We start from the raw sequence: 21825 nt of genomic DNA on the forward strand, positions 1-21825 counted from the left end.
ATTTTAGCGAATAGTCAAAAATCCTATTCTTATCGTAACATAAGATACAAATGAATGATGATGCTTAATCTATCATTCGCCTAAAATATTCCCCTTCAATAATTAGAGAAGGAAGGAGGTTTTGAAACATGGAAACAATCGCCATAATCCCAGCTATGTCCTCGGAATTATATATTCGATGTAATGAATCCGGATTTACTGTAACCGGAAATGCCATTCGATCATGGACAAGTTCAATCGCCTCTGTTTTCAGATTCGCTTTTTGCAAGTTGTATTCGTTTGACCCAACATATGGCTTCAGACCTTTCCAGCTTTCCGACAAAAATTCCGGATAATTTGCTAGCGCACGATAATCACTTGCCGCATCATATGCATGATGTGTTTTCATAATATCTGCGAGTAGACGTTGCACATAAAAATCTGTATCGTTCAGATTTACGAGATGAATTTTCGGTAACCCTTCTATTACTCCAGGTTTATTCAATTCACTATAATTCTGACTGCCCCGTATCGGTCGATTACTCAAACTCTCCGCCCAGGAACAAGCTATCAATAACAGTTTTGGATTGACATAATTGAATGTAAAAATAACCCGCTTGATCCGTTCAATTGTTGATAAATCATATACATAATTCCAATTTATTTTTGGCACATCAACAGTTAAATTTGGGTACCTAAGCTGTCTCGCTGCTGCTTCCATCTCGTTTGTCAGCATATTGGGACGTACTTGGCCCCAAGCAATACTTAAAAACGTTTCATAAAGGGCCAACGTTCTAAAAATAAAATTAACAACTGGAACTTTTAAAACAAACTGAATATCATGGTACAGATGATTCAGATTACCCTTTGCATCAAATTCGTAAATTTCCGGTACCCCATAATCATATGGCATCTCCATCCCCCTAACAGTTAAGATCCATACATTTGTATTCCTTCCTAAAATTTTTGTTCATCCATATGACATTCGCCCAAAAAATTCTTTTCCGGTTCCTATTTAAAGTGCCTTGAATATAGTGAAATTGACTAGTATAAAGGAGGACATTTTTATTATGGAATCATCACGTAAGAACGAACCTAAGCACCTTGCCTGGCATGAAACATTGGAAATACATGAACTTGTAGCTTTTCAATCGATTGGTTTAATGAAATTAAAAAATTCTGTAGGGGACGTGAAGGATGATATGCTCCACAACCTTTATGTCCAATGCATTAAAGATTATGAAAATAACATCAAGGAGTTAATACAATTTTATTCATTGGCACCTCGGGATGATGAGGAAGAATCAGAAGCTCGAAATTTAGGCAAGGGTTTCTACGCTGGGGATTTGTTAATTTTATCTAAAACTGCTGTAAAAGCGTATGCAGCAGCAATAACTGAGACTGCTACACCGGTGTTACGAGAAACATTAACAAAACATTTACAAAAGGCAATCCAAGCGCATGCAAAAATCTTTTCTTATATGTATGATAAAGGACTCTATCCAGCGTATAATCTGGAAAAGCTACTGAAAAATGACCTAAAAAATGCACATATGGCTTTAGAAATGCACTACAAATAAAACGTGTGCTATTTAACTGCTCATTTCTATAGGTGGAGCTGGAAATTACATTCAAAGACAAACAAAAAAAGAATACGGGGACAATAAGAACGGCCCAATCATGACTGGACCGTTCCTATTGTTTTATACACTAACTTCTCCCTGTAATGCTTTTACCGCTTCGATAACCTGGTTGGACAATAATTTAAATTCGGCCATTTCCTGATCAGCCTCATCAATCTGTCCGTGTTCTATTAACCGGTAAATTTCCTCCATTTTACGATGCACATCATGGTGTGGTTTTTCCAGTGCCTTGAACGCTGCCAATGTTGTGATCGGCTGATTTTCTTGTTTCATTTGTTCCATCCATTTTCCTAAACGACAATCAGCTAAACTGGTTTTCTCACGTTGCTCCGTATGGTATCCAAGCAACCTGTTGTATAACCACCAATTCCATAAACGATGCTCCGTTTGGACGACACGCAAAAGCTGTCCAGAGGTTAATTCTGGAATGACACTGATAACTTCTTTCCTAAGCTCATCGACTTCCCGACTTGCTTGATAAATGGAATTTCCGGTTGTGTTTGTTTTGTCTTTTATCTTTTCGGTATGATCGTGAATGACAAAAATCCGATCGGTAATATCCTGTGTTGCCGCCGATTGTTCTTGGGCAATGGCTGCAATACTGCTCGTTGAATCACCCACTTCCTCGATTTTTTCCATCATTTTTTCCATCATTGCAATCGCATTATTAGCTTGTTCTACTTGCTTGGATAAAGAGGCAGACATTTCTTCCACAGTATTGCCAACATCACCAGAATCAAATTGAATGCCTTGAATCGTCTTACTTATTTGGTTAACCGATTGTTTCGTCTGTTCGGCTAATCCGCGAACCTCATTGGCTACAACAGAAAAGCCACGTCCACTATCACCAGCGCGGGCTGCTTCAATCGAGGCGTTAAGTGCCAACAAATTCGTTTCATCGGCAATATTTTGAATCAACTCTACAATATTGGTAATCTCTTTCACATCATTTATCAAATGACTGATCTTATTCTGCATTTGAGTAAAATCATCCGCCATTTTTGTAAAACCAGTTAGTGTCTGTTGAATAATGTCATGACCCTTTTGTGACTCTTCGATCATTTTCACAGTATTACCCGATACGGTTGTCGCATTATCGGCAACTTGTTGGACAGAATCACTAAGTTCGCTGGCGGCATCACTGATACTTGACGTTTCCGTTACAGTTGCGTCAACATCATGAAGCAAACCACTAACTTTATCCGCCCCGATCACACTTTCCATCACTTTATTGATGTTTTCCACCATGTAAAAATCATTCGCTTCTTGATATGCATTTAAAACGATCAACGAATCAAACGTTATAATTCTATTTAATGCAACCAAAACATCTGCAAGCTCATTTGGTTTGGAATGAAATCTGGCAACAATTAATGGAAACAAATATTCATACACACGAACATACGACCCGATATACCATTCATCTGTCAAATGGATACGGCTATGTATTCGGCCAATTTTTTTACGATATTCAATATAATCAGCATCAAGTTTTGGCTTTGTCAACTGTTGGAAATACTTTGTGATTAACGTTGTGTATGCTTTAAAAGTTGTATTATCATTAAAAATTTCCTTGATCTCCGGAATCATCATAATCATGTTGTAATGCCGCTCGGCAATGGTTGATGCATGTTCCTCCATTATGTCATCAATTTTCGCCAAGGCATTTAAATCTTTTTCTGAAAGCTGACATAACTTTAATAGCTCCCTTGTAGATTCAACATCATTAATTGAAATATCACTGTCTTTTAATGGGGTTATGTGATCGTTCTGTTTTAACTTCGTCGTGAATAGCATAAAAAATCCCCTCCTACTTTAAGTGTAGTGGGAATTTTTTCATTTAGATGTGATACAAGTCACACGTCTAGTACTTTTTTTTCATAAATAAATTCGTTGCCTTCTGGTGGCCTTTTTCATTTTTGGTGTTGTATACCCATGATCAAATATCCTACCTTTTCTCATATTGCAATTGTTAAGCAACGTATCAACACCTCCATCATAGTGTCTCATCGCATGTTGAAAAACATATGCTGCTACACGTGCATCCTCCAATGCATGATGGTGTTCAAATGCTATTCCATGATGTGTAGCCACTGTGTTTAGTTTGTGGTTCATTAAATCTGGCCAAACTTTTTTGGAAATATTCGCTGTACAAAGATAGTCCATTTCTGGATAAGCTATCTGAAAGTAATCAAGTGTATTCCTGATTACACTCATATCAAAACTGGCATTATGCGCAATAACTAGATTACCAGCTAGGTAGCTATGTAACGTCGGCCAAACTTCTGAAAATGTTGGTGCATCTGCAATATCGCTGGGTGTGATCCCATGAACGGCAATGTTAAATGAACTAAATTCAACGAGCGGATTAATTAAACTGTAAAATTCATCCACAATTTCGTGTTCATTTGCCACAACGATACCAATTGCACATGGACTATGACGTTTCGCATTTGCCGTTTCAAAATCAATGGAAGTGAATTGCATAACTTTGCTCCCCCTTTCTAAGTGCGTGTTCAAACAATATATCCTCTTTCGCCAAGGAAGAAATTCGCCGCTTATCATTTGGTGCCTTTTGAATAACCTCTTTCATGCACTAATTTTTTCGATAAACAACTCTCGTACCACATATAATATCATGCAATGCCTTCTTTTCCTCGTTCCATCCGGCCATCATATAACCGATCATTAAAGGAATTGCGGAAATAACATACGCGAATCCTCTTCCTAGCGATTTCAACAAGCTAATTTGCGTCATATCTTTGTTTAACACTTGAATTTTGCACACCATTTTCCCTGGCGAGCCGCGAAACTTACTTCCAGTAAAAATAATGACAAATATAACAAAATAAATGAGGTTTGCTGCATCTTCTGATCGAGAAGTATTTTCTAAACTATAATTGAAAAAGACGTGATCATTCACTAACATGGCAATAATTAGTGCGATTACGAGTGTAAATACCCCATCCACCATATTCGCCAAAAATCTTATCCAAAATCCTGCTGGTTTGTACTGTTCCTGTTCCAAGCTAAAACACCTTTCTATTTATGACCCCATTACCCGAGTTAATTTTAAATGAAATCGAGCCTCAAATAATAAGTATTTATCTCCCATTATAATTCATTTCTAACACTGTGCAAAAAAACGCGCTCGTATATCAACGGAATTATTATTTCACATGTTAATAATTTCATTGCGGTATTTTATTTTTCAAAAAAGTTATATTATTTTGTTGACATTTCAAAACAAAGGCGGTAAAGTATTTATCAATAACTTAATTAAATAGTAATTTTTCTTATCCAGAGAGGTGGAGGGACTGGCCCGTTGAAACCTCAGCAACAGACAATTGTACTGTGCTAATTCCAGAAGCGTAAAGCTTGAAGATAAGAAGAGCAACCACTATCGCGTGAGACCCTCTTCTTTTCTAAAGAAGAGGGTTTTTATTTTTGAACACGTAGTAAAAGCCTACCACAAACCAAAAAGAGGAGGAACATGAATGAAGCGTAGTTTAGAAGAACGACTCAAAGAAGGAACAGTAATTGCTGGTGAGGGATATTTATTTGAATTGGAACGAAGAGGATATTTGCAAGCCGGATCCTTTGTCCCTGAGGTGGCTTTAGATAATCCTCAGGCACTTAAACAAGCATACAAGGATTATATGAATGCCGGCTCAGATGTTGTGTTGGCTTTTACATATAATGCACACAGAGAAAAAATGCGCATTATTGGTAAAGAGGATTTATTAGAGCCTTTAAATAGAAATGCTATCCGCATAGCTAAAGAGGTTGCAAGTGAGCATCCGAAAGAAGAAGCACTAGTAGCTGGAAATATTTCAAATACGAATATCTTTGATCCAAAAGACCCTGAATCGAAGGCAAAGGTAAGAGATATATTTGCTGAAATGGTTAAGTGGTGCAAGGAAGAAGGAGTCGATTTCATTAACGGGGAGACTTTTTATTACCATGAAGAAGCACTCATCGCATTAGAGGAGATCCTTAAACAAGAACTTCCAGCAGTCATCACCCTAGGACTAATGGGAGAAAATATTTTAAGAGATGGCTACACTGTCGATGAGTCATGTAAAGTTCTCTCTGAGAAAGGTGCCCTGGTCGTTGGCATGAATTGTTTCCGTGGTCCCAATACGATGCAACCATATCTTGCGGAAATAAGAAAAAATGTAGGTGGTTATGTTGGCGGCTTGCCGATCCCATACCGTACAACAGAAGAAAACCCAACTTTCTTTAACTTGCCTGATGGAGGATGCAGCTGTCATTTGCCTTTGGAGACCACTTTTCCAACCGCATTAGATCCACTATATCATAACCGTTATGAATTGGCGGAATGGGCTAAAGAGGCGAAAGATATTGGTATAAATTATATTGGCTTGTGTTGTGGTGCATCACCAGCAATGTTGCGAGCAGTGGCTGAAGCAGTAGGTGTAGAAACGATTAATTCAACATACTCACCCAATATGGAGAAACATTTCTTGTTTGGAAAAGACGAGACATTAAAGCAGCATAATTTGAGCTATCGTTTAAAAGCCTGATCGGAAAATATGGCTGAATTTCTAAAGCAACAAAAATGAGGTGATCTTTTGGCAAATGAATTAGTAAAAGCAATACAATTAGTAAAAGAAAAAGAGTGGGTAGATTTGACACATGCTTTTGGTCCAAATTCACCACACTTTTCAGCATTTGAAGCAGCAAAATTCGAAACACTATTTGATCATGATGATGGTTTTTTCGCACAAAGCTTCACATTTCCTGGACAGTATGGTACACACCTGGATGCACCGATTCACTTTGTCCGCAATACAAGGTACTTAGATGAATTAGATTTAAAGGAATTTGTTTTACCACTCGTTGTCATTGATAAATCCAGGGAAGCTGCTGAAAACAATGATTTTACATTAACAGTTAATGATATTTTAACATTTGAAGAAGAGCATGGAAAAATAGATCCCCATACTTTTATCGCCTTGCGTACAGATTGGAGCAAGCGCTGGCCTGATCAAGAGGCATTTGACAATAAAGATGTTGACGGTAATAACCATGCGCCCGGATGGTCCCTGGAAGCTTTGAAATTCCTATATGAAGAACGAAAAATAAAAGCGATTGGTCATGAAACATTTGATACGGATGCAGCTATTGACTTCCAAAAAAATGGTGCTCTTATAGCAGAATATTATGTTCTAGATCAAGACACATTCCAAGTTGAACTATTAACGAATTTAGATAAACTGCCTGCAAAAGGAGCTGTCATTTTTAATATTGTACCAAAGGCAAAAAAAGCATCCGGATTTCCAATACGATCATTTGCAATACTTCCATAGCTATTGTGTTAGATAACCAAATTGCGACAATACCAAAATTAAATGAAAAGAGGAATTTATATGTCTATTACATTAACAAAAGCTCCGTTCAGAGCAGATCAAGTCGGAAGCCTATTACGTCCAGAGAACTTACACAAAGCCAGAAAGGAATTCAAGGAAGGGAACATAACAGCAGAACAATTACGCGAGGTCGAAACGCAAGAAATCAAACGAATTGTTGACAAGCAAATCGAAATTGGCCTAGAAGCAGTAACCGATGGTGAGTTTAGACGTACATGGTTCCACTTGGACTTTTTAGAACATTTAAATGGAATTGAAGGTTATGTACCTGATCACGGATACAAATTTGAAGGGTTGGAAACAGAAAAATATGATGTACGAAACATAGGAAAGGTTTCCTTCAACCCAGACCATCCATTTATCCAAGACTTCATTGAATTGAATGAAATTGTCGATGGTCGTGCTGTTACAAAGATAGCCATCCCAAGTCCGAACCAATTATTTAACAGTGGCATCCATAATCCGGCAATTTATCCGGACATTGAAGAATACGCAAACGATATTATTCAAACATATCAAGACGCATTAAAAGTATTTTATGATGCAGGTGCACGCTATATACAATTAGATGATGTTTACATTGCTGGACTTTCTTCACCTGAAATACCATTCAATAATGGAAAATATTCAAGAGACTATCTAATTGACCTAGCATTACGTGTTGCGAATGGTGTTCTGGAAAACAAGCCAGAAGATTTAGTTGTAACCACACACTTATGTCGAGGAAACTACCAATCTACCTGGGCGTTTGAAGGAAGCTACGATTTGATCGCACCAACATTATTAGCAAAGGAAAAGGTAGATGGATTTTTCCTGGAATATGATGATGAACGATCAGGTGACTTCAAACCATTAGAATATATTCCAACTGGTGGAGCGCACGTCATCTTGGGCGTTGTAACATCAAAAAACGGAGAATTGGAAGATAAAGAAGCGATTAAGGCACGTGTTCAAGAAGCATCACAGTATGTGCCACTTGAACAACTAGGTTTAAGCACACAATGTGGCTTTGCATCGACACATCACGGGAATAAACTAACGGAAGAAGAACAGTGGATTAAGTTAAAATTTATCGTTGATGTGGCGAAAGAAATCTGGGAATAAATACAAATAAAAGTTTTAGTTGGCCTCTCTATTCCTCATGTTAGAGGGGCCTTCATTTTATGACGGCCTCATAAGAAAGGAGCCAATAACATGACAGGTCGAAGCTTAGATACCCAACTCGTACAATTGGGAAATAATAGTGATCAAGCTACTGGGGCGGTAAATCCACCAATCTATTTATCAACGGCATACCAACATCAAGGACTTGGCAGGTCTACTGGTTATGATTACACACGTACAAAAAATCCAACTAGAACTATTTTAGAAGAAGGGATTGCAAACTTGGAGGCGGGCAGCCGTGGATATGCCTGTAGTTCGGGAATGGCTGCCATTCAATTAGTCCTTTCCCTGTTTCAAACAGGTGATGAATTAATCGTTACAGAGGATATATACGGTGGGACATACCGCTTACTTGCACATTATTCGGATGTTTATGATATACAAACAATTTATTCGGAGTTTAAAGATGTCAATGAAACAAAGAAATTGATTACAAATAAAACGAAAGCATTATTCATTGAAACACCAACAAATCCATTGATGCAGGAGATCGATATCAAACAATACGCGACACTTGCTCATACATATAACTTAATACTTATTGTGGACAATACCTTTTTAACTCCTTATCGTCAGCGCCCCCTGGAGCTCGGGGCAGATATCGTTATTCATAGCGCTACAAAATACATTGGCGGACACAATGATGTGCTAGCAGGATTGGTTGTTGCAGAAGACGACGATATGATCTGTGACAAACTATCCAACTATCATAACAGTTCCGGTGCCGTTCTTTCCCCTTTTGATTCATGGTTATTGATTAGGGGATTGAAAACACTTGCTTTACGAATGGATAGACATGAAGAAAACGCAAAACGAATAGCGAACCATTTATCAACTGAACCAACTGTTACGGATGTATTATACCCTGGACAAGGTGGCATGCTTTCTTTTCGCCTAAAAGAAAGTAACTGGATCGACCCATTCTTGAAAAGCCTTCAGTTGATTACGTTTGCGGAAAGTCTTGGCGGAGTAGAGAGCTTTATTACCTACCCTGCCACCCAAACTCACGCAGACATTCCAGTCGAAGAACGCACCCGTCGTGGAATCTGTGATCGATTATTGCGATTCTCCGTTGGGGTTGAACAGGTAGATGATTTAATCAAAGATCTAGACCAAGCATTACAAACAGCAGTCCGTTAAAAAGAGTCCATTCATAGGCTGTCTTTTCTTTCCAGCAACCACAGTCGTATCTTTTCCCGAGCATAATACAATGAAGTCGCACGATTTTTCATTTTATATACATGACATGTTGCAGCAAAATCGGATATAATAGCTATTTAGTATATCTGTAGAGGATGTTTAGGAAAAATGGCAGTAACTAAAGAAAACCGGTCATAAAATCGAGCGACGTGTTCTCACACGCGCTGTAAAATGGCATCTTGAAGACCGCATTATTGTGCAAGACAATAAAACAATTGTGGTTCGTTAAGTGAAGGTTTCACGACCTATTGAATCCCTGAAAAAGACTCATTTTTTCAGGGATTCATGTATTTACATCATTTCAATCGGTTGGTCTCAGTTAAAAATCACTGCCTAGCGGGGGTTCAACTACCTTATTTTCAAGTTCCCCGATTTCCTCTATTTCCAGCTTAACCCTATCTCCGTCACGTAAAAATTGTGGTGGATCCATCGCAAAGCCTACTCCATTCGGGGTACCAGTTAAGATAATATCCCCTGGTTTTAAGGTAATTAAACCGGAAATAAATTCGATCAAGTAAGGGACATCAAAAATAAAATGACTCGTATTTGAATCTTGGCGTTTTTCCCCATTCACATAAGAACAAATAGATAAATTGTTCGGATCTCCAATTTCATCTTTTGTAACTACCCACGGTCCAACAGGTGTACTGCGATCCAATGTTTTTCCCTGAAGCCATTGAGGTGTTCTTTTCTGCAAATCACGAGCGGAAATATCATTGCCAATTGAATATCCAGCAATATAGTTAAGTGCGTTCGCTTTATTCACGTGTGATGCTTCTTTTCCGATAATCACCGCTAATTCTACTTCATAATCCAACTTATTGGTAGATGGCGATTTTTCAATATTATCTTCTGGCCCAATTAAGGCATTACTGAACTTGGCAAATAGCACAGGATAATCAGGGATATCACTTTTCATCTCCGCAGCATGCTCTGCATAGTTTTTGCCAACGCAAATTATCTTGGAAGGTGTTGACATTGGTGTACGTAAACTTACTTCCGCCATTTCAAACATAAAGGTCTCATTGGTATGATAAACAATATAATCGTAGGCTTCCTTTGCCCATTCTATTGCACGTTCCCCCATCGAGAAAAATACGCCTGGATCGGCAGGAAGAAGATGCTCAATTGAGTGAATGGAATCCTTATCTTGCTTGGAAGCCAACAAAGCACGAAAACCTTCCTGCAAATCAGCTACTTTCCCGTCAATTACACATCCAATTCGATATGTACCAGGTTGATTTTTAAATTTATAGCTTACTAGTTTCATATTAGCCACCTCGTAAATAAAATTTTTAAATGTAGCTTTTAAGCACGCCACCACTTCTCACATTTAAAGCTATTTTAGCACTTTATACGCTATTCTGAAAACAACTTAGCTTTGTTATTTTCAGTGCTAATGGATAGACACGTTTTCAGATACCTTTTATACTGTTACTGAACAAAAGCACGCTGGAGGCAAATGGTATGAGCGATTGGAAAATACAGGTGGCCCGAATATTAGGGGAACCTACTACAACGATTTTGAAAAATTATTATGGACAATCTAACTCCCTTGAGGTAAATGAAGAACGGTTATTAACATTTTATGATTATTTACGTGATGAATTAACGTTCCCATTTACAGCATTTCACGGAAAAGCTGAGGTTACATGCATGGGATTAGATCAGGAAATGAATGTGGATGAAATAGATGGAATTAAGCTGGTTTGTAAACGAGTCGATGAAGAAGTGACGATTCCGCTTACTAAGTTAATTGTGGAAGATACGAATGCGAACCTTTCTGCAATTGAGCTTTATCAGAAATGGGTTAGGGAATGCTGAAGACAATATTCGTTCGATTTCTAAAAGATTTTTCCACTATAAAAAGGCTAACCCTGATTTGGTTTAGCCTTTTTATAGTGGCTTATTTGCAGTATCCTAGTTTATTTTTTCTTTATCTTTGTTATAAACGTTAATTTTATATGGATCATCTTTCACGATTTCTGCTACTTCATTAGACTCAATAAATTGACGAACTGTGCGCTCAATTTCATTTCCAAGTTCCTTTGCATTTGAATCTGATGAATCAATCGATGTCCGTATTGAAAGGGTTAGCGGAGATGGATAGAAGGAATATCCTACGCCTTCCACTTTTAACCCTTCCATTCCAATTAGCCCCTCCGTAATCGTAGTAATAACCGGGGTCCATCTCCTATCAGCTTCTTCTTTCTCTGGATCAATTTTATATATTTTAATTTTGAAATCGCCTAAATTCTTCTTTTCCACGATATTGTTCACAATCTGTTTGATTTCCTCAACCCTAGTTTCAGATACTGGGATTTCCAGCGGGATAAACTTCTCTATCTTATTGATTCTTACATGTGCAGAAATAATATCATAATTTTGTTTATCCAATTCATTCAAAATAGCGTTTTCGAGATTTTTGCTTTTTTTCATATACCCTTCAATTTTTTTCCTTTGTTCATCGGAAATCTCATTTTCAACAGAAACATTTTCTTTTTCACGCCCTACTTCTACATGATAGGCATCCAATCCTTTTTCATGTAATATGCCTTCTATTTCTTGCTCGACATCTCCTTTCACTTCATTAAAATAACTTTCAGAGCCTTTTATACTTACGCCAATTGTTTTTTCCCGAACATCTAGAAATGAACCGCCAATATTATAATCCAATTCTTCTAGTGTATCTATTATGGAACTGCCCAAAGAAGATGAAGAATCTTTCTCAAAAAGACTGTTTAAAACCGGAATTTGTGCTAAGACTTTGGCAACAGAAGGCGAAACAAATGCTGCGCCAATTAATACTCCAAATAGCAGTACAATAGCTGAACTGAAGTACATCAACTTTTTACCAACAGGGGAATTTGCTTTTTTATTTCGTATTTCGTTAAAAACACCCTTTTTTATTCGTTCAGCAGTTTCCTGTTTAAAATAGTTATTGTTATAATAATCCTTCATTTTCTTAAATTTTTCATCCATGAATAATCACTTCCTTTCAACAAAGTAGAACTTTTGTTTTAGTTTGTCCCTGCCCCTGACCAACCTGGTTCTCACTGTGTTGGCGTTGATTTTAAGGGAGTTTGCAATTTCATCAATCTTTTGCTCATGGAAATAATATAAAACCAAAATTTCCCGATATTTTATGGGCAGCTTGAAAATGGTCTGTAACATTTCTTCTTTTCTATTTTGTTTTAAATACGTTTCCTCGGAGCTTTCACTGCTCATAAAACCATCAAAAAAGTGACGTAGGTCGATAAAATTCATAAACTTGTTTTTCCTTAAAAAGTCTTTTGATGTGTTCACCGTTATTCGATAAATCCAAGAAGTAATGGATGCCTCACCCCGGTACTTATCTAGGTGTCGATAGCATTTGATAAAAACTTCCTGAGCGACATCTTCAGCTATTCCGTGGTCTTTTACATAAGAGTAGGCAAGTAAATATACCTTTTTTGAATGAGCTGCCATTAGATCGCTGATTATTATTTCTTTATCAGCTGCATAAAGTTGATCTTTATTTAATTGAGTTGGATAATCGCGATAATCCTTCATCTAAATCCTCCTTGCCAAGTACTTATAAGACCCATGAAACCATATTTATGTTTCATTTTTTAAAAAAACATTAAAAAAGCCTAGAAGACGTTTCCTCAATAAATTTTCCCCAATTAAAAATTGCCTTGTCACACGCTAAAACGTGTAACAAGGCAAAATAAGTGATCGTATTCTGGTTATACAGTTAAGTTATACTTAAGAAGTAACCAATACTCGATCAAGTTCTTTGCTAATTTCCTTTGATCGATTCGCAGCATGACTGACTGCCTGTGAAATAGCTTCTCCTCCGTGGTATTTCTCAAGGGCTTCCAATCCGGCTGCAGTCGTACCATTTGGTGATGTAACTTTTTTCCGTAGGTCCGCTGGGGATTCTTGACGCTCTATGATCATTTTTGCAGCACCATAAAGCGTTTGAGCAGCAATATTTCGTGCCTGCTCCCCATCCATTCCACTTACCTTTCCGATGTTCTCCATTTGCTCCATTAGGTAATAGAAATATGCTGGTCCGCTTCCCGCTAAACCAGTAAAAATATCCATTTGATCCTCATCGATAATGTACACTTTTCCCATACATTCAAGTAGTTTTTTCACGTTGTTTACATTATTTTCGTTTGTATGATTTCCTGGTGACATTGCTGTAGCGGATTCTTGAATCATACTTGACGTATTCGGCATAACGCGGATTACTTCTTGCCCAACGTTTAGTCTCTCTTCCATATAAGAAGTTGAAATTCCAGCTAACACGGAAATAACCACTTGATCGACACTAATGATGTCCTTAATTGCAGCTAGTGTTTCCTCGGCACCTTTAGGCTTCATTGCCAAAATAAAGTAGTCAATTTCCGCATGGGGCAATTCAGCAAGCGGAACTGTCCGGACTCCATATTTATTTTCAATTGTATTTAAACGTTCATGATTGCATTTATTTGTTACGATAATTTGATCAGCTGGTGCTTTTTCCGTTTGGATCATCCCAGAAATCATTGCTTCTGCCATCGAACCTGCACCCAAAAATGCAATTGTTTTCTGTTTTAACATGTGAATCTCCTCCAGATGTAATTTCTCCCGTTCGTTTGCAACACTATGTAGGATAACATCTGTGCACAATGTTTCAAGGGGGTAAGCCAAAATAATGCGTATATGGTTCATTTAGTAAGAGAAAACGGTACCATTTGATTATAAGCATTAATAAATCAAGTCGTATCGATTATAATTCAGCTGTATGGCTGAATATGGCATGTGTTTTAGTGCGGTGTTTTGGGTGGGCCCGAGTGCGCGGCTTCTTGGTCCGAGTGCGCGACTTCCTGGCCCGAGTGCGCGACTTCCTGGCCCGAGTGCGCGACTTCCTGGCCCGAGTGCGCGACTTTTTGGCCCGAGTGCGCGACTTCTTGGCCCGAGTGCGCGACTTTTTGACCCGAGTGCGCGACTTTTTGGCCCGAGTGCGCGACTTCCTGGCCCGAGTGCGCGACTTTTTGGCCCGAGTGCGCGACTTCCTGGCCCGAGTGCGCGACTTTTTGGCCCGAGTGCGCGACTTCCTGGCCCGAGTGCGCGACTTTTTGGCCCGAGTGCGCGACTTCGATTTCTAACCGCGTTTTTTAATGTATATTCTTTCATTATTTTAGCAGACTAAAAAAGCATGTTATTTTGCTTCATAAGATAAAAACGGAGGCAGACAAATGGACGAACAACATCGAGAATATCGTACTGGTCAAGGTGTTCCTGTAAAAGGAGAATACATTTGCCAGTCTGGTAAAAGAGTAACGTTTAACGAAAATGAGGATTTTCCAGTCTGTCCAATTAGTGGTGAAGAGACAGTATGGAAACATGAGGATCGTTGAACAGTCTAACCCAAAAACATGAAAGAGTAATAGGGTAAGTCTAATTATTTCCGTTTTGGAAAAATGGCGCCGAAAATGGTGTATATATAGGAAATCCGTAAAACTGGAAGTAATGTAAATGATCCAAAAATAACCGGACTTAAAGGTTGATGAGAAATTACCCCAAAACTCGATTCATGTCATGATCGTATCCAAAAATGTGAAAATAATTAGGCGCAGAAGGTCATCCATTATTGGATGGCCTTTTTTGCGACTTGCCCCCTTGATAATTTTTTAGTTCTAAACATTGCCTATACATTTGTAAAATAGCTGAAAATATTCTCAAAAAATAATTGATAATTGTTCTCAATTACTATATAATAAATGAGAATGATAATTGTTATCAATAAAATCCCTCAAAATAAGGAGTGTTTAATAAATGAATTATTTTAAACTACCTGCAGTATTTCTTTTATCTACTAGTTTACTATTTGGCTGTGGGCAGGCGGATGAAGACAGTTCTGCAGAGAAGAAAGAAACAACAGATCAGACAGAGGCATCCATTGCTGTCAATCCTAAATTGGCTGATGTTTCAGCCGACTATCGTACATATGCAATTAATCAAATAGATACATTTGTCGAAAAAACCGAAGCCTTTGCTAATGCTGTTATTGATGGAGATATGGAGAAGGCCAAAAAACTCTATGCCCCAGCTCGTATGTATTATGAAAGTTCAGAACCAATTGCTGAGGTTTTTGCTGATTTAGATCCGAAAATTGATGCACGTGAAGGTGACGTCCCAATAGAAGAATGGGGTGGCTATCACCGGATTGAAAAAGGCCTTTGGGAAGAAAACACAACAAAAGGCTATGAACAATATGCGGAACAACTTATTAAAGATGTACATCTTTTACGCGCAAAGGTTGAAACAGTTGATGTTACACCGGAATTGCTAATTACTGGTTCAGTTGATCTTTTAAACGAAGTATCTACATCAAAAGTAACAGGTGAAGAGGATCGTTATTCGCATACAGACTTGTACGATTTCGTAGCAAATGTCCAAGGTGCTGAAAAGATATTCAACCTGTTTCAGCCTGCCCTTGAAGATACCAATCAGGAACTAGCTGACAAAATCAGCACTCAATTTGCTGGCCTTTATGAGTTGCTTGATCAATACAAAAAAGGCGATGGTTATATCCTTTATACAGAATTGACTGAGGAACAAGTCAAAGAATTAAGCCAATCTATTAACGAACTGGCTGAACCACTCTCACAGTTAGGAGTCGTTTTGGAGGGATAACAATGACCAACGAAAAAAAAGATAATGAAATTCCAGATTTAATGGAAAAGCGATTTACCAGAAGAAAATTATTAAAAACAGCAGGTATTGGTAGTGTCGGTGCATTTATCGGTGCATCCGGATTAGGAGGTATCTTAACACTTAGCGATGTACTGCCGGCATCAGCTGAGAAAAATAATAGTCACGAGAATGGGATCCCCTTTTATGGAGAACACCAGGCTGGCATAACAACTGAAATGCAAGATAATGTATATTTTGCATCACTTGATGTTAAGACATCTGATCGGGCTGAACTTATTACTCTATTAAAGGACTGGACTAAAGCAAGTGCAGCAATGACAAAAGGGGATCCCGTTGACGATGCAGCTACAAATGACTTATTACCGCCCGTTGATACAGGTGAAACCGTTGGGCTATCCATGTCTAACTTAACGATAACATTTGGGGTCGGTCCAACACTTTTTACCAAGAATGGAAAAGGACGTTTTGGAATACAACATAAAAAGCCTGCTGAATTAAAGGCCTTACCAAAGTTTTCGCTTGATGCTCTTGAAAAAAAGTGGTCTGGCGGCGATTTATGCATTCAAGCCTGCAGTGATGATGCACAAGTTGCTTTCCATGCCGTACGAAACCTGGTACGAATCGCCCGTGGAAAGGCAGTCCTTCGCTGGGCACAGGAAGGCTTTCAACGTACGAAAAAAGCAAATAAAAAACAAGAAACACCACGAAATTTATTTGGATTTAAAGATGGAACAGTAAACCCTGATGTCAAAAATAAACAAGAGCTTAATAAGAATGTATGGGTTCAGCAAGATGACGGGCCAAATTGGCTGACGAATGGATCATACCTTGTAGTAAGAAGAATTCAAATGTTTATTGAGGTTTGGGACCGAACTACATTAAAAGGACAGGAAGAAACATTTGGACGCGATCGAAAAACCGGTGCACCACTTGGCCAAAGTCAGGAATTTGAGCCAGTTGATTTCGACAAGAAAGATGAAAATGGACAATATTATATTCCCGATACGGCCCATATCCGTCGTGCACATGGCAAAGGTAAAGAAGAACTTTTCCGCAGGTCTTACTCATACTCAGACGGCATGGACATTCAAACTGGATCGTTTGATGCCGGATTGCTATTTATGTGTTATCAACGAAATCCAAGTAAACAATTTGTACCGATTCAGCAGCGTCTAGCACAAATTGACGAATTAAACGAATACATTGTCCACCGGGGAAGTGCTGTTTTTGCTTGTTTACCAGGGGTTAAAAAAGGAGGATTTATTGGAGATACATTGTTCGGTTAATGGCTCTCCACCTTCCTAACTAGGAGTTGAAAGTTTATGCATAAAGCCAAAAAGGGTGCGTTTTTAATCAGTATGGCAATCCTTTTTAGCATGTTTTCGAATGTTACTGTATTCGCCGCAAACGATAAAGTGAATTTTGACGAATTATATATTGAAATTGGCGATGGCATGATGCATGCGCGTGATGAAGAATGGATGTCGGTAAAAGATAATATTACAGCTTTCCAAAACTTATGGAACCAAATGAATGAAACGGACAGTGAATCAGCTAACCAAGTAACTACTAATCTTGACAAAGTAATGGATGCTATAAACACACCTGATAAAAATTCCACACAAATCAAGAAACTATTATCAAGCTTATCAAAATCCTTGGCAAAATACGATAAAGAATTAAATCCAGTTGATCAAGCCCAAGAAAGAAAAAAAGTTAGTCAGCTCTTACCGCTTATTGATGATGTCGCAGAAAAAGTTAATGCAGGAAATTTTGATCAGGCAAGCACATCATATCAACAATTTTTCACAAATTGGACGTCAAAGGAAATTATTGTTCGTAACCAAAGTGTTACAGCATATGGTGAAATCGAAACACAACTGGCCTTTTTACGAATTTCCTTGTCACAAACTCCACCAGATAAACAAAAGGCACTAACTAGCATCCAAGATTTACGGACTGCTATCCAAAATTTTGTAGATGGAAAAGTGACGAAAAAGGCTACGGAGGACAATCACTCGCTAGACGATGCTGTTCAGCTACTGAATAATGCAGCACAATCTATAGAAGCGAATAATCCAGAAAAAGCTTCAGAGCATCTTAATAAAATGTTACTTATCTGGCCAGTTGTTGAAGGCTCAGTACGAACTAGAGATCCAAAATTATACAGTGAAATAGAAAATAATGTCCCTAAAGCAATCAGTCTGTTGCAATCGGAGAAGAAAGACACCACAAAAGCAAATGCAATCATTACCGACCTAGGTGATCGCTTAAAACTGATCGCCGGGGAAACGGAATATTCCTTTGTTGATGCCATGCTTATTTTGTTACGAGAAGGACTAGAAGCAATCTTAATTATTGCAGGTCTGATTGCATTCCTAAAGAAAACAAATAATGAAAAGAAACAAGGATGGATATGGAGCGGCGCGTTTGTCGGACTCCTTGCAAGTGCCGGACTTGCTGTATGCATTAACATCTTCTTTTCAAATATGACAGCTGCAGCGAGTCGGGAATATCTTGAGGGAATCATCGGCCTTGTCGCAGTTGTCATGATGCTCACGGTCGGCGCATGGCTTCATAAAAAGACGAATGTTAGTCATTGGAATCACTATATTAAACAGACTATGAGTAATGCCGCCGCTAAAGGAAGTCTATTTTCCATGGCAGTCCTTAGTTTCTTGTCTATCTTCCGTGAAGGCGCTGAAACGATTATCTTTTACGCTGGAATGGCACCATCTATGGACATAAGCCAATTAGTATTAGGAATTGGAATCGCTTTTGTCCTTCTGCTAGTACTTGGATTTGCGATTATCCGTTACAGTGCAAAAATTCCATTACGTCCATTCTTCTTTGTAGCAACATGGTTAATATACTTTCTGGCCTTCAAAATGCTCGGGGTCAGTGTTCACGCGCTACAGGTCGCAAATATCGCACCAGTACATTATATACAGCATTTACCATTCATTGAATTTATCGGTCTGTATCCAACAATTGAAACGCTCTTACCACAAGTATTATTATTGCTTGTTATTTTAGGAACAAGTTTTTATGTTAAAAAGTCGGCGAATTTCAAATCAGCGGTAACACATTAGTACAAACAGACATCTTTTGAGGATGTCTGTTTTTTTGTTAGTTGTTGCAGACTATAACAGAATTAATATTTCCCTTAAGCAATAGAATTTTTTGCTAATCCTTAAGAAGTCAAATAAATCGATCTATTATACAAAAAGCCGTCCCAAAATCATTTCCCTTTTGAGACAGCTAAATCTAGGCCAGGAATTTTATAGTATTTAGGAAAGTTCCCCACCTTTTTTTATTTATCTAACGCCGCTTAACATTCGAGAACCTTCGCGTACTGCGATGTACTCAGGACGTTTTTTGCCGCCTGAGAACGGTTCTACTAAACGATTTTCAACACTGTTGTACACCATGAACAAATTGTTACGTGGATATGGTGTCATATTACTGGTTGAACCGTGCATCGTATTACTCTCAAATAACGTAATTGAACCGGCTTGTCCAGTTGGTACTGCTATTCCGCCACCTTGCTCAGCAAGCCAGCGCAAGCTAGCTTGATCTGGTACCCCAAGCTTTTGTTTTTTCAACGATTCCTTATAATTATTCTCTGGTGTTTCCCCTACACAACTGACATAGTAGTTTTGGGACCCCGGAATAAGCATTAATGGGCCGTTGAATGTATAATTATCCGATAAAGCTATTGATAAACTGACAGCCCTCATCCGTGGCATGCCGTCCTCCACATGCCACGTCTCAAAATCGGAATGCCAATCAAATTCTTTTCCTTTGAATCCAGGTTTATAATTAATACGTGATTGATGTATATACACGTCGCTTCCCAGAAGATGATTTACTATGTCAAGTATTCGTCTATCATTTGCAACCTTTTTAAAGTAGTTGTCATCTTGATGTACATGAAAAATAGAACGGATGTCATCACTTTCCGGCTCACGGATAACCTTGTTCGAAGTTACATCCTTGTTTGAATCCTGTAACTCAAAAATGGCCTTCTGCATGTCCGATACTTCCTTCTCAGAGAAGAAATTCTTAATCTGCAAAAACCCATTTTTTTGATAGGAATCAAGCTGTTCGTTTGAAATTGGAGCTTGATTATCTTTGGATCGATCTGTGTGTATCACAGGATCCTTCCTTTCCAAAATCTCCGGTTGGCTATTTTTTCTTGAAGGATAAAGATCTTCCACTAGAAAACACTCCTTATCAAATTTTCACTTTCAAGCTATTTATATTTAAGTATCCCGGCAACTAGGGAAACTTTCCTACATATCGACATCTACCTCAATCCATTAAGATAAACACCTAATATAAAAACTGTTTAAAATTATTATAAAATTTTTCTATAAAAAATGAAAGGTTAATGCTTATAGTTTTGAGGTTCCTGATTCTGGTATATGAAACTGCATGTAACGATCCAATGATTAGGAAATTAAGAAAAGATGCTCTGTTATGTGTTAACAGAGCATCTTTTCCTCTTCTTTTCTCATAAATTGTCCAATATCATCCAAACATTGACTAAATATTTTCAAAAAATAACCGGATAACGTCTGCTCCACCAATAAAGGTCCCCAGTGAGCTGCCTAAATTGGCCAGGACAACAATCAGAAGAATACGTGTGACGTTATTGTGCCAAAATCCTTTTATACTAAAAACATCCTCCGAAAGTTTCTCGAAGTCGCGCACACTTGGCCGGCGAATATAGGCCTGGACGATGCCCGCAAACCAGCCAGCAGCGATGAGCGGATTTAACGATGAGATTGGTGCCGCAACAAAGGCAGTAAGGATGGTTAATGGATGTCCTAAAGCAATTAATACGCCAAGTGCTGAAAACGAACCATTCCATAATATCCAACTGAGTGTCTGTTGATATCCAGCAGATGGATTGGAGATAAACGTATAGGCAATTAGTGCAATAATTAGGATAGGGATCGACCAGCCAATTATTTTAGGAACCTTGGATTTTGGCGGAATTTCAGTTAGGCGTTTCAGGTCATGATCCTTTTTTATCTCTTTTGTTATCCCAGGAACGTGAGCAGCACCAAGCACCGCGACTATCTTTTTACCAGGGGCATCCTTGATTTTTTGCGCTAAATATTGATCACGTTCATCAATCAAAGGTGTTTTTAATTTAGGAAAGCTCTCCGTAAACTCATTCAGAATCGTATTAATTGTATCCTGATTTTTCATCTTTTCCAGTTCTTCTTCTGTAATACTTTCTTTGCTGAAAATACTACCGATGATTTGCATGAGCAGGGTAGCTTTCCCTTTAAGCCCAATCCCACCCCATATTCTGGAAAATGTTGTTTGGATATTTCGATCAGCCAAGACAAGATCTGCACCTGTTTCTTCTGCTGACTTAATCCCCTGAATCATTTCCTGTCCGGGATTAATATCAAATTGTTTTGCCATGCGATTTTGAAAAGAGGATATGGCAAGGTTCATTAACAGTAAAGTGGCTTTCTTCTCTTTAATGACTTTAAAAATATCTGTATCTCGCCATTTATTTTCTTCCACAATTGATTGATACCGTTGCTCATCCAACTCAATACAAATAGCGTCCGGGTTTTCGGAATCGACAACTTCTTTCACCTGTTCCGCACTGTTTTTGGAAACATGGGCAGTTCCAATAAGTATAAATTCTTTGTCATCTAATTTGAGTCTCGTAATGTTTTCTTCCGACATATATTACCTTCCTTTTATGGCTATCAACGTTAAAATAATTT

At 38.2% G+C, this 21825-nt stretch carries 21 protein-coding genes, 1 pseudogene and 1 riboswitch; of the genes and pseudogenes, 12 read left to right on the plus strand and 10 right to left on the minus strand.

Annotated features, from left to right (window positions below):
* Positions 1-64: 64 nt before the first annotated feature.
* Positions 65-892 (minus strand): halocarboxylic acid dehydrogenase DehI family protein, encoded by an 828-nt coding sequence (locus tag C8270_RS18215; RefSeq protein ID WP_106498203.1) that lies wholly within the window; start codon positions 890-892, stop codon positions 65-67.
* Between the two features lie 157 nt (positions 893-1049).
* Here C8270_RS18215 and C8270_RS18220 point away from each other — a divergent pair, with 157 nt between their 5' ends.
* On the plus strand, positions 1050-1559 hold the full coding sequence (locus C8270_RS18220) for a spore coat protein (RefSeq protein WP_106498204.1): 510 nt from the start codon (positions 1050-1052) through the stop codon (positions 1557-1559).
* A 123-nt stretch (positions 1560-1682) separates the two neighbouring features.
* Here C8270_RS18220 and C8270_RS18225 read toward each other — a convergent pair whose 3' ends face one another.
* The 3 genes from C8270_RS18225 to C8270_RS18235 form a co-directional block, all read right to left on the minus strand.
* Positions 1683-3419 carry a methyl-accepting chemotaxis protein gene (locus C8270_RS18225; RefSeq protein ID WP_106498205.1) on the minus strand — a complete coding sequence of 579 codons (1737 nt, stop codon included), beginning with the start codon at positions 3417-3419 and terminating at the stop codon, positions 1683-1685.
* An 81-nt stretch (positions 3420-3500) separates the two neighbouring features.
* Positions 3501-4109 (minus strand): 3'-5' exonuclease, encoded by a 609-nt coding sequence (locus tag C8270_RS18230; protein ID WP_106498206.1) that lies wholly within the window; start codon positions 4107-4109, stop codon positions 3501-3503.
* Between the two features lie 109 nt (positions 4110-4218).
* Positions 4219-4650 carry an RDD family protein gene (locus C8270_RS18235; protein WP_234028592.1) on the minus strand — a complete coding sequence of 144 codons (432 nt, stop codon included), beginning with the start codon at positions 4648-4650 and terminating at the stop codon, positions 4219-4221.
* A 265-nt stretch (positions 4651-4915) separates the two neighbouring features.
* Positions 4916-5013: riboswitch (SAM riboswitch) on the plus strand.
* Positions 5014-5119: 106 nt separating this feature from the next.
* On the opposite strand from C8270_RS18235, the gene C8270_RS18240 reads away from it, so the two are divergent.
* From C8270_RS18240 to C8270_RS20515, 5 genes and pseudogenes are all read left to right on the plus strand, one after another.
* Positions 5120-6169, plus strand: a complete 1050-nt coding sequence (locus C8270_RS18240) for a homocysteine S-methyltransferase family protein (protein WP_106498207.1) — start codon at positions 5120-5122, stop codon at positions 6167-6169.
* 48 nt (positions 6170-6217) lie between these two features.
* On the plus strand, positions 6218-6955 hold the full coding sequence (locus tag C8270_RS18245) for a cyclase family protein (protein ID WP_106498208.1): 738 nt from the start codon (positions 6218-6220) through the stop codon (positions 6953-6955).
* 60 nt (positions 6956-7015) lie between these two features.
* Positions 7016-8119, plus strand: a complete 1104-nt coding sequence (locus tag C8270_RS18250) for a 5-methyltetrahydropteroyltriglutamate--homocysteine S-methyltransferase (RefSeq protein WP_106498209.1) — start codon at positions 7016-7018, stop codon at positions 8117-8119.
* 90 nt (positions 8120-8209) lie between these two features.
* Positions 8210-9319, plus strand: coding sequence for a methionine biosynthesis PLP-dependent protein (locus C8270_RS18255; protein ID WP_106498210.1), 1110 nt, complete (start codon positions 8210-8212; stop codon positions 9317-9319).
* A gap of 178 nt (positions 9320-9497) precedes the next feature.
* Positions 9498-9608, plus strand: a pseudogene (locus C8270_RS20515) (formyltetrahydrofolate deformylase); the annotation flags it as partial.
* Positions 9609-9698: 90 nt separating this feature from the next.
* Here C8270_RS20515 and C8270_RS18265 read toward each other — a convergent pair.
* A complete protein-coding gene (locus C8270_RS18265) occupies positions 9699-10649 on the minus strand; it encodes a fumarylacetoacetate hydrolase family protein (RefSeq protein WP_106498211.1) in 951 nt (316 codons plus the stop codon).
* 197 nt (positions 10650-10846) lie between these two features.
* Here C8270_RS18265 and C8270_RS18270 point away from each other — a divergent pair, with 197 nt between their 5' ends.
* Positions 10847-11203, plus strand: a complete 357-nt coding sequence (locus C8270_RS18270; RefSeq protein ID WP_106498212.1) for a calcium-binding protein — start codon at positions 10847-10849, stop codon at positions 11201-11203.
* A 96-nt stretch (positions 11204-11299) separates the two neighbouring features.
* On the opposite strand, the gene C8270_RS18275 is transcribed toward C8270_RS18270, so the two are convergent.
* From C8270_RS18275 to proC, 3 genes are all read right to left on the minus strand, one after another.
* Entirely contained in the window at positions 11300-12361 is a 1062-nt protein-coding gene (locus C8270_RS18275; protein WP_106498213.1) for a DUF4030 domain-containing protein, read from the minus strand.
* Positions 12362-12367: 6 nt separating this feature from the next.
* Positions 12368-12931, minus strand: coding sequence for a sigma-70 family RNA polymerase sigma factor (locus tag C8270_RS18280; protein WP_106498214.1), 564 nt, complete (start codon positions 12929-12931; stop codon positions 12368-12370).
* 195 nt (positions 12932-13126) lie between these two features.
* Positions 13127-13969: a pyrroline-5-carboxylate reductase gene (gene proC / locus C8270_RS18285; protein ID WP_106498215.1), complete on the minus strand. Its 843-nt coding sequence runs from the start codon at positions 13967-13969 to the stop codon at positions 13127-13129.
* 134 nt (positions 13970-14103) lie between these two features.
* Between proC and C8270_RS20140 the strand changes: the two genes are divergently transcribed.
* From C8270_RS20140 to C8270_RS18300, 5 genes are all read left to right on the plus strand, one after another.
* Positions 14104-14517, plus strand: a complete 414-nt coding sequence (locus C8270_RS20140; protein ID WP_158701773.1) for a hypothetical protein — start codon at positions 14104-14106, stop codon at positions 14515-14517.
* Between the two features lie 90 nt (positions 14518-14607).
* Positions 14608-14769: a hypothetical protein gene (locus C8270_RS20325; RefSeq protein WP_199794699.1), complete on the plus strand. Its 162-nt coding sequence runs from the start codon at positions 14608-14610 to the stop codon at positions 14767-14769.
* Positions 14770-15187: 418 nt separating this feature from the next.
* Positions 15188-16048, plus strand: a complete 861-nt coding sequence (gene efeO / locus C8270_RS18290; protein ID WP_106498216.1) for an iron uptake system protein EfeO — start codon at positions 15188-15190, stop codon at positions 16046-16048.
* Positions 16049-16050: 2 nt separating this feature from the next.
* Complete coding sequence (efeB, locus tag C8270_RS18295) at positions 16051-17355, plus strand: iron uptake transporter deferrochelatase/peroxidase subunit (protein ID WP_106498217.1); 1305 nt, start codon at positions 16051-16053, stop codon at positions 17353-17355.
* A gap of 36 nt (positions 17356-17391) precedes the next feature.
* Positions 17392-19161 carry an FTR1 family iron permease gene (locus C8270_RS18300; RefSeq protein ID WP_106498218.1) on the plus strand — a complete coding sequence of 590 codons (1770 nt, stop codon included), beginning with the start codon at positions 17392-17394 and terminating at the stop codon, positions 19159-19161.
* 225 nt (positions 19162-19386) lie between these two features.
* Here the strand turns inward: C8270_RS18300 and thpD are convergent, their stop codons facing one another.
* Complete coding sequence (thpD, locus tag C8270_RS18305) at positions 19387-20289, minus strand: ectoine hydroxylase (protein WP_106498219.1); 903 nt, start codon at positions 20287-20289, stop codon at positions 19387-19389.
* Between the two features lie 328 nt (positions 20290-20617).
* Positions 20618-21784 (minus strand): TraB/GumN family protein, encoded by a 1167-nt coding sequence (locus C8270_RS18310; protein ID WP_106498220.1) that lies wholly within the window; start codon positions 21782-21784, stop codon positions 20618-20620.
* Between the last annotated feature and the right edge of the window lie 41 nt (positions 21785-21825).

It is taken from the genome of Lentibacillus sp. Marseille-P4043 (genome assembly GCF_900258515.1).
GTDB lineage: Bacteria > Bacillota > Bacilli > Bacillales > Amphibacillaceae > Lentibacillus_C.

Excerpts from the sequence above, each read along its gene's own strand:
- C8270_RS18215 (WP_106498203.1), bottom strand. The coding sequence starts at position 892 with ATGCCATATGATTATGGGGTACCGGAAATTTACGAATTTGATGCAAAG.
- C8270_RS18220 (WP_106498204.1), top strand. The coding sequence starts at position 1,050 with ATGGAATCATCACGTAAGAACGAACCTAAGCACCTTGCCTGGCATGAA.
- C8270_RS18225 (WP_106498205.1), bottom strand. The coding sequence starts at position 3,419 with ATGCTATTCACGACGAAGTTAAAACAGAACGATCACATAACCCCATTA.
- C8270_RS18230 (WP_106498206.1), bottom strand. The coding sequence starts at position 4,109 with ATGCAATTCACTTCCATTGATTTTGAAACGGCAAATGCGAAACGTCAT.
- C8270_RS18240 (WP_106498207.1), top strand. The coding sequence starts at position 5,120 with ATGAAGCGTAGTTTAGAAGAACGACTCAAAGAAGGAACAGTAATTGCT.
- C8270_RS18250 (WP_106498209.1), top strand. The coding sequence starts at position 7,016 with ATGTCTATTACATTAACAAAAGCTCCGTTCAGAGCAGATCAAGTCGGA.
- C8270_RS18255 (WP_106498210.1), top strand. The coding sequence starts at position 8,210 with ATGACAGGTCGAAGCTTAGATACCCAACTCGTACAATTGGGAAATAAT.
- C8270_RS18265 (WP_106498211.1), bottom strand. The coding sequence starts at position 10,649 with ATGAAACTAGTAAGCTATAAATTTAAAAATCAACCTGGTACATATCGA.
- C8270_RS18270 (WP_106498212.1), top strand. The coding sequence starts at position 10,847 with ATGAGCGATTGGAAAATACAGGTGGCCCGAATATTAGGGGAACCTACT.
- C8270_RS18275 (WP_106498213.1), bottom strand. The coding sequence starts at position 12,361 with ATGGATGAAAAATTTAAGAAAATGAAGGATTATTATAACAATAACTAT.
- C8270_RS18280 (WP_106498214.1), bottom strand. The coding sequence starts at position 12,931 with ATGAAGGATTATCGCGATTATCCAACTCAATTAAATAAAGATCAACTT.
- proC (WP_106498215.1), bottom strand. The coding sequence starts at position 13,969 with ATGTTAAAACAGAAAACAATTGCATTTTTGGGTGCAGGTTCGATGGCA.
- C8270_RS20325 (WP_199794699.1), top strand. The coding sequence starts at position 14,608 with ATGGACGAACAACATCGAGAATATCGTACTGGTCAAGGTGTTCCTGTA.
- efeO (WP_106498216.1), top strand. The coding sequence starts at position 15,188 with ATGAATTATTTTAAACTACCTGCAGTATTTCTTTTATCTACTAGTTTA.
- efeB (WP_106498217.1), top strand. The coding sequence starts at position 16,051 with ATGACCAACGAAAAAAAAGATAATGAAATTCCAGATTTAATGGAAAAG.
- C8270_RS18300 (WP_106498218.1), top strand. The coding sequence starts at position 17,392 with ATGCATAAAGCCAAAAAGGGTGCGTTTTTAATCAGTATGGCAATCCTT.
- C8270_RS18310 (WP_106498220.1), bottom strand. The coding sequence starts at position 21,784 with ATGTCGGAAGAAAACATTACGAGACTCAAATTAGATGACAAAGAATTT.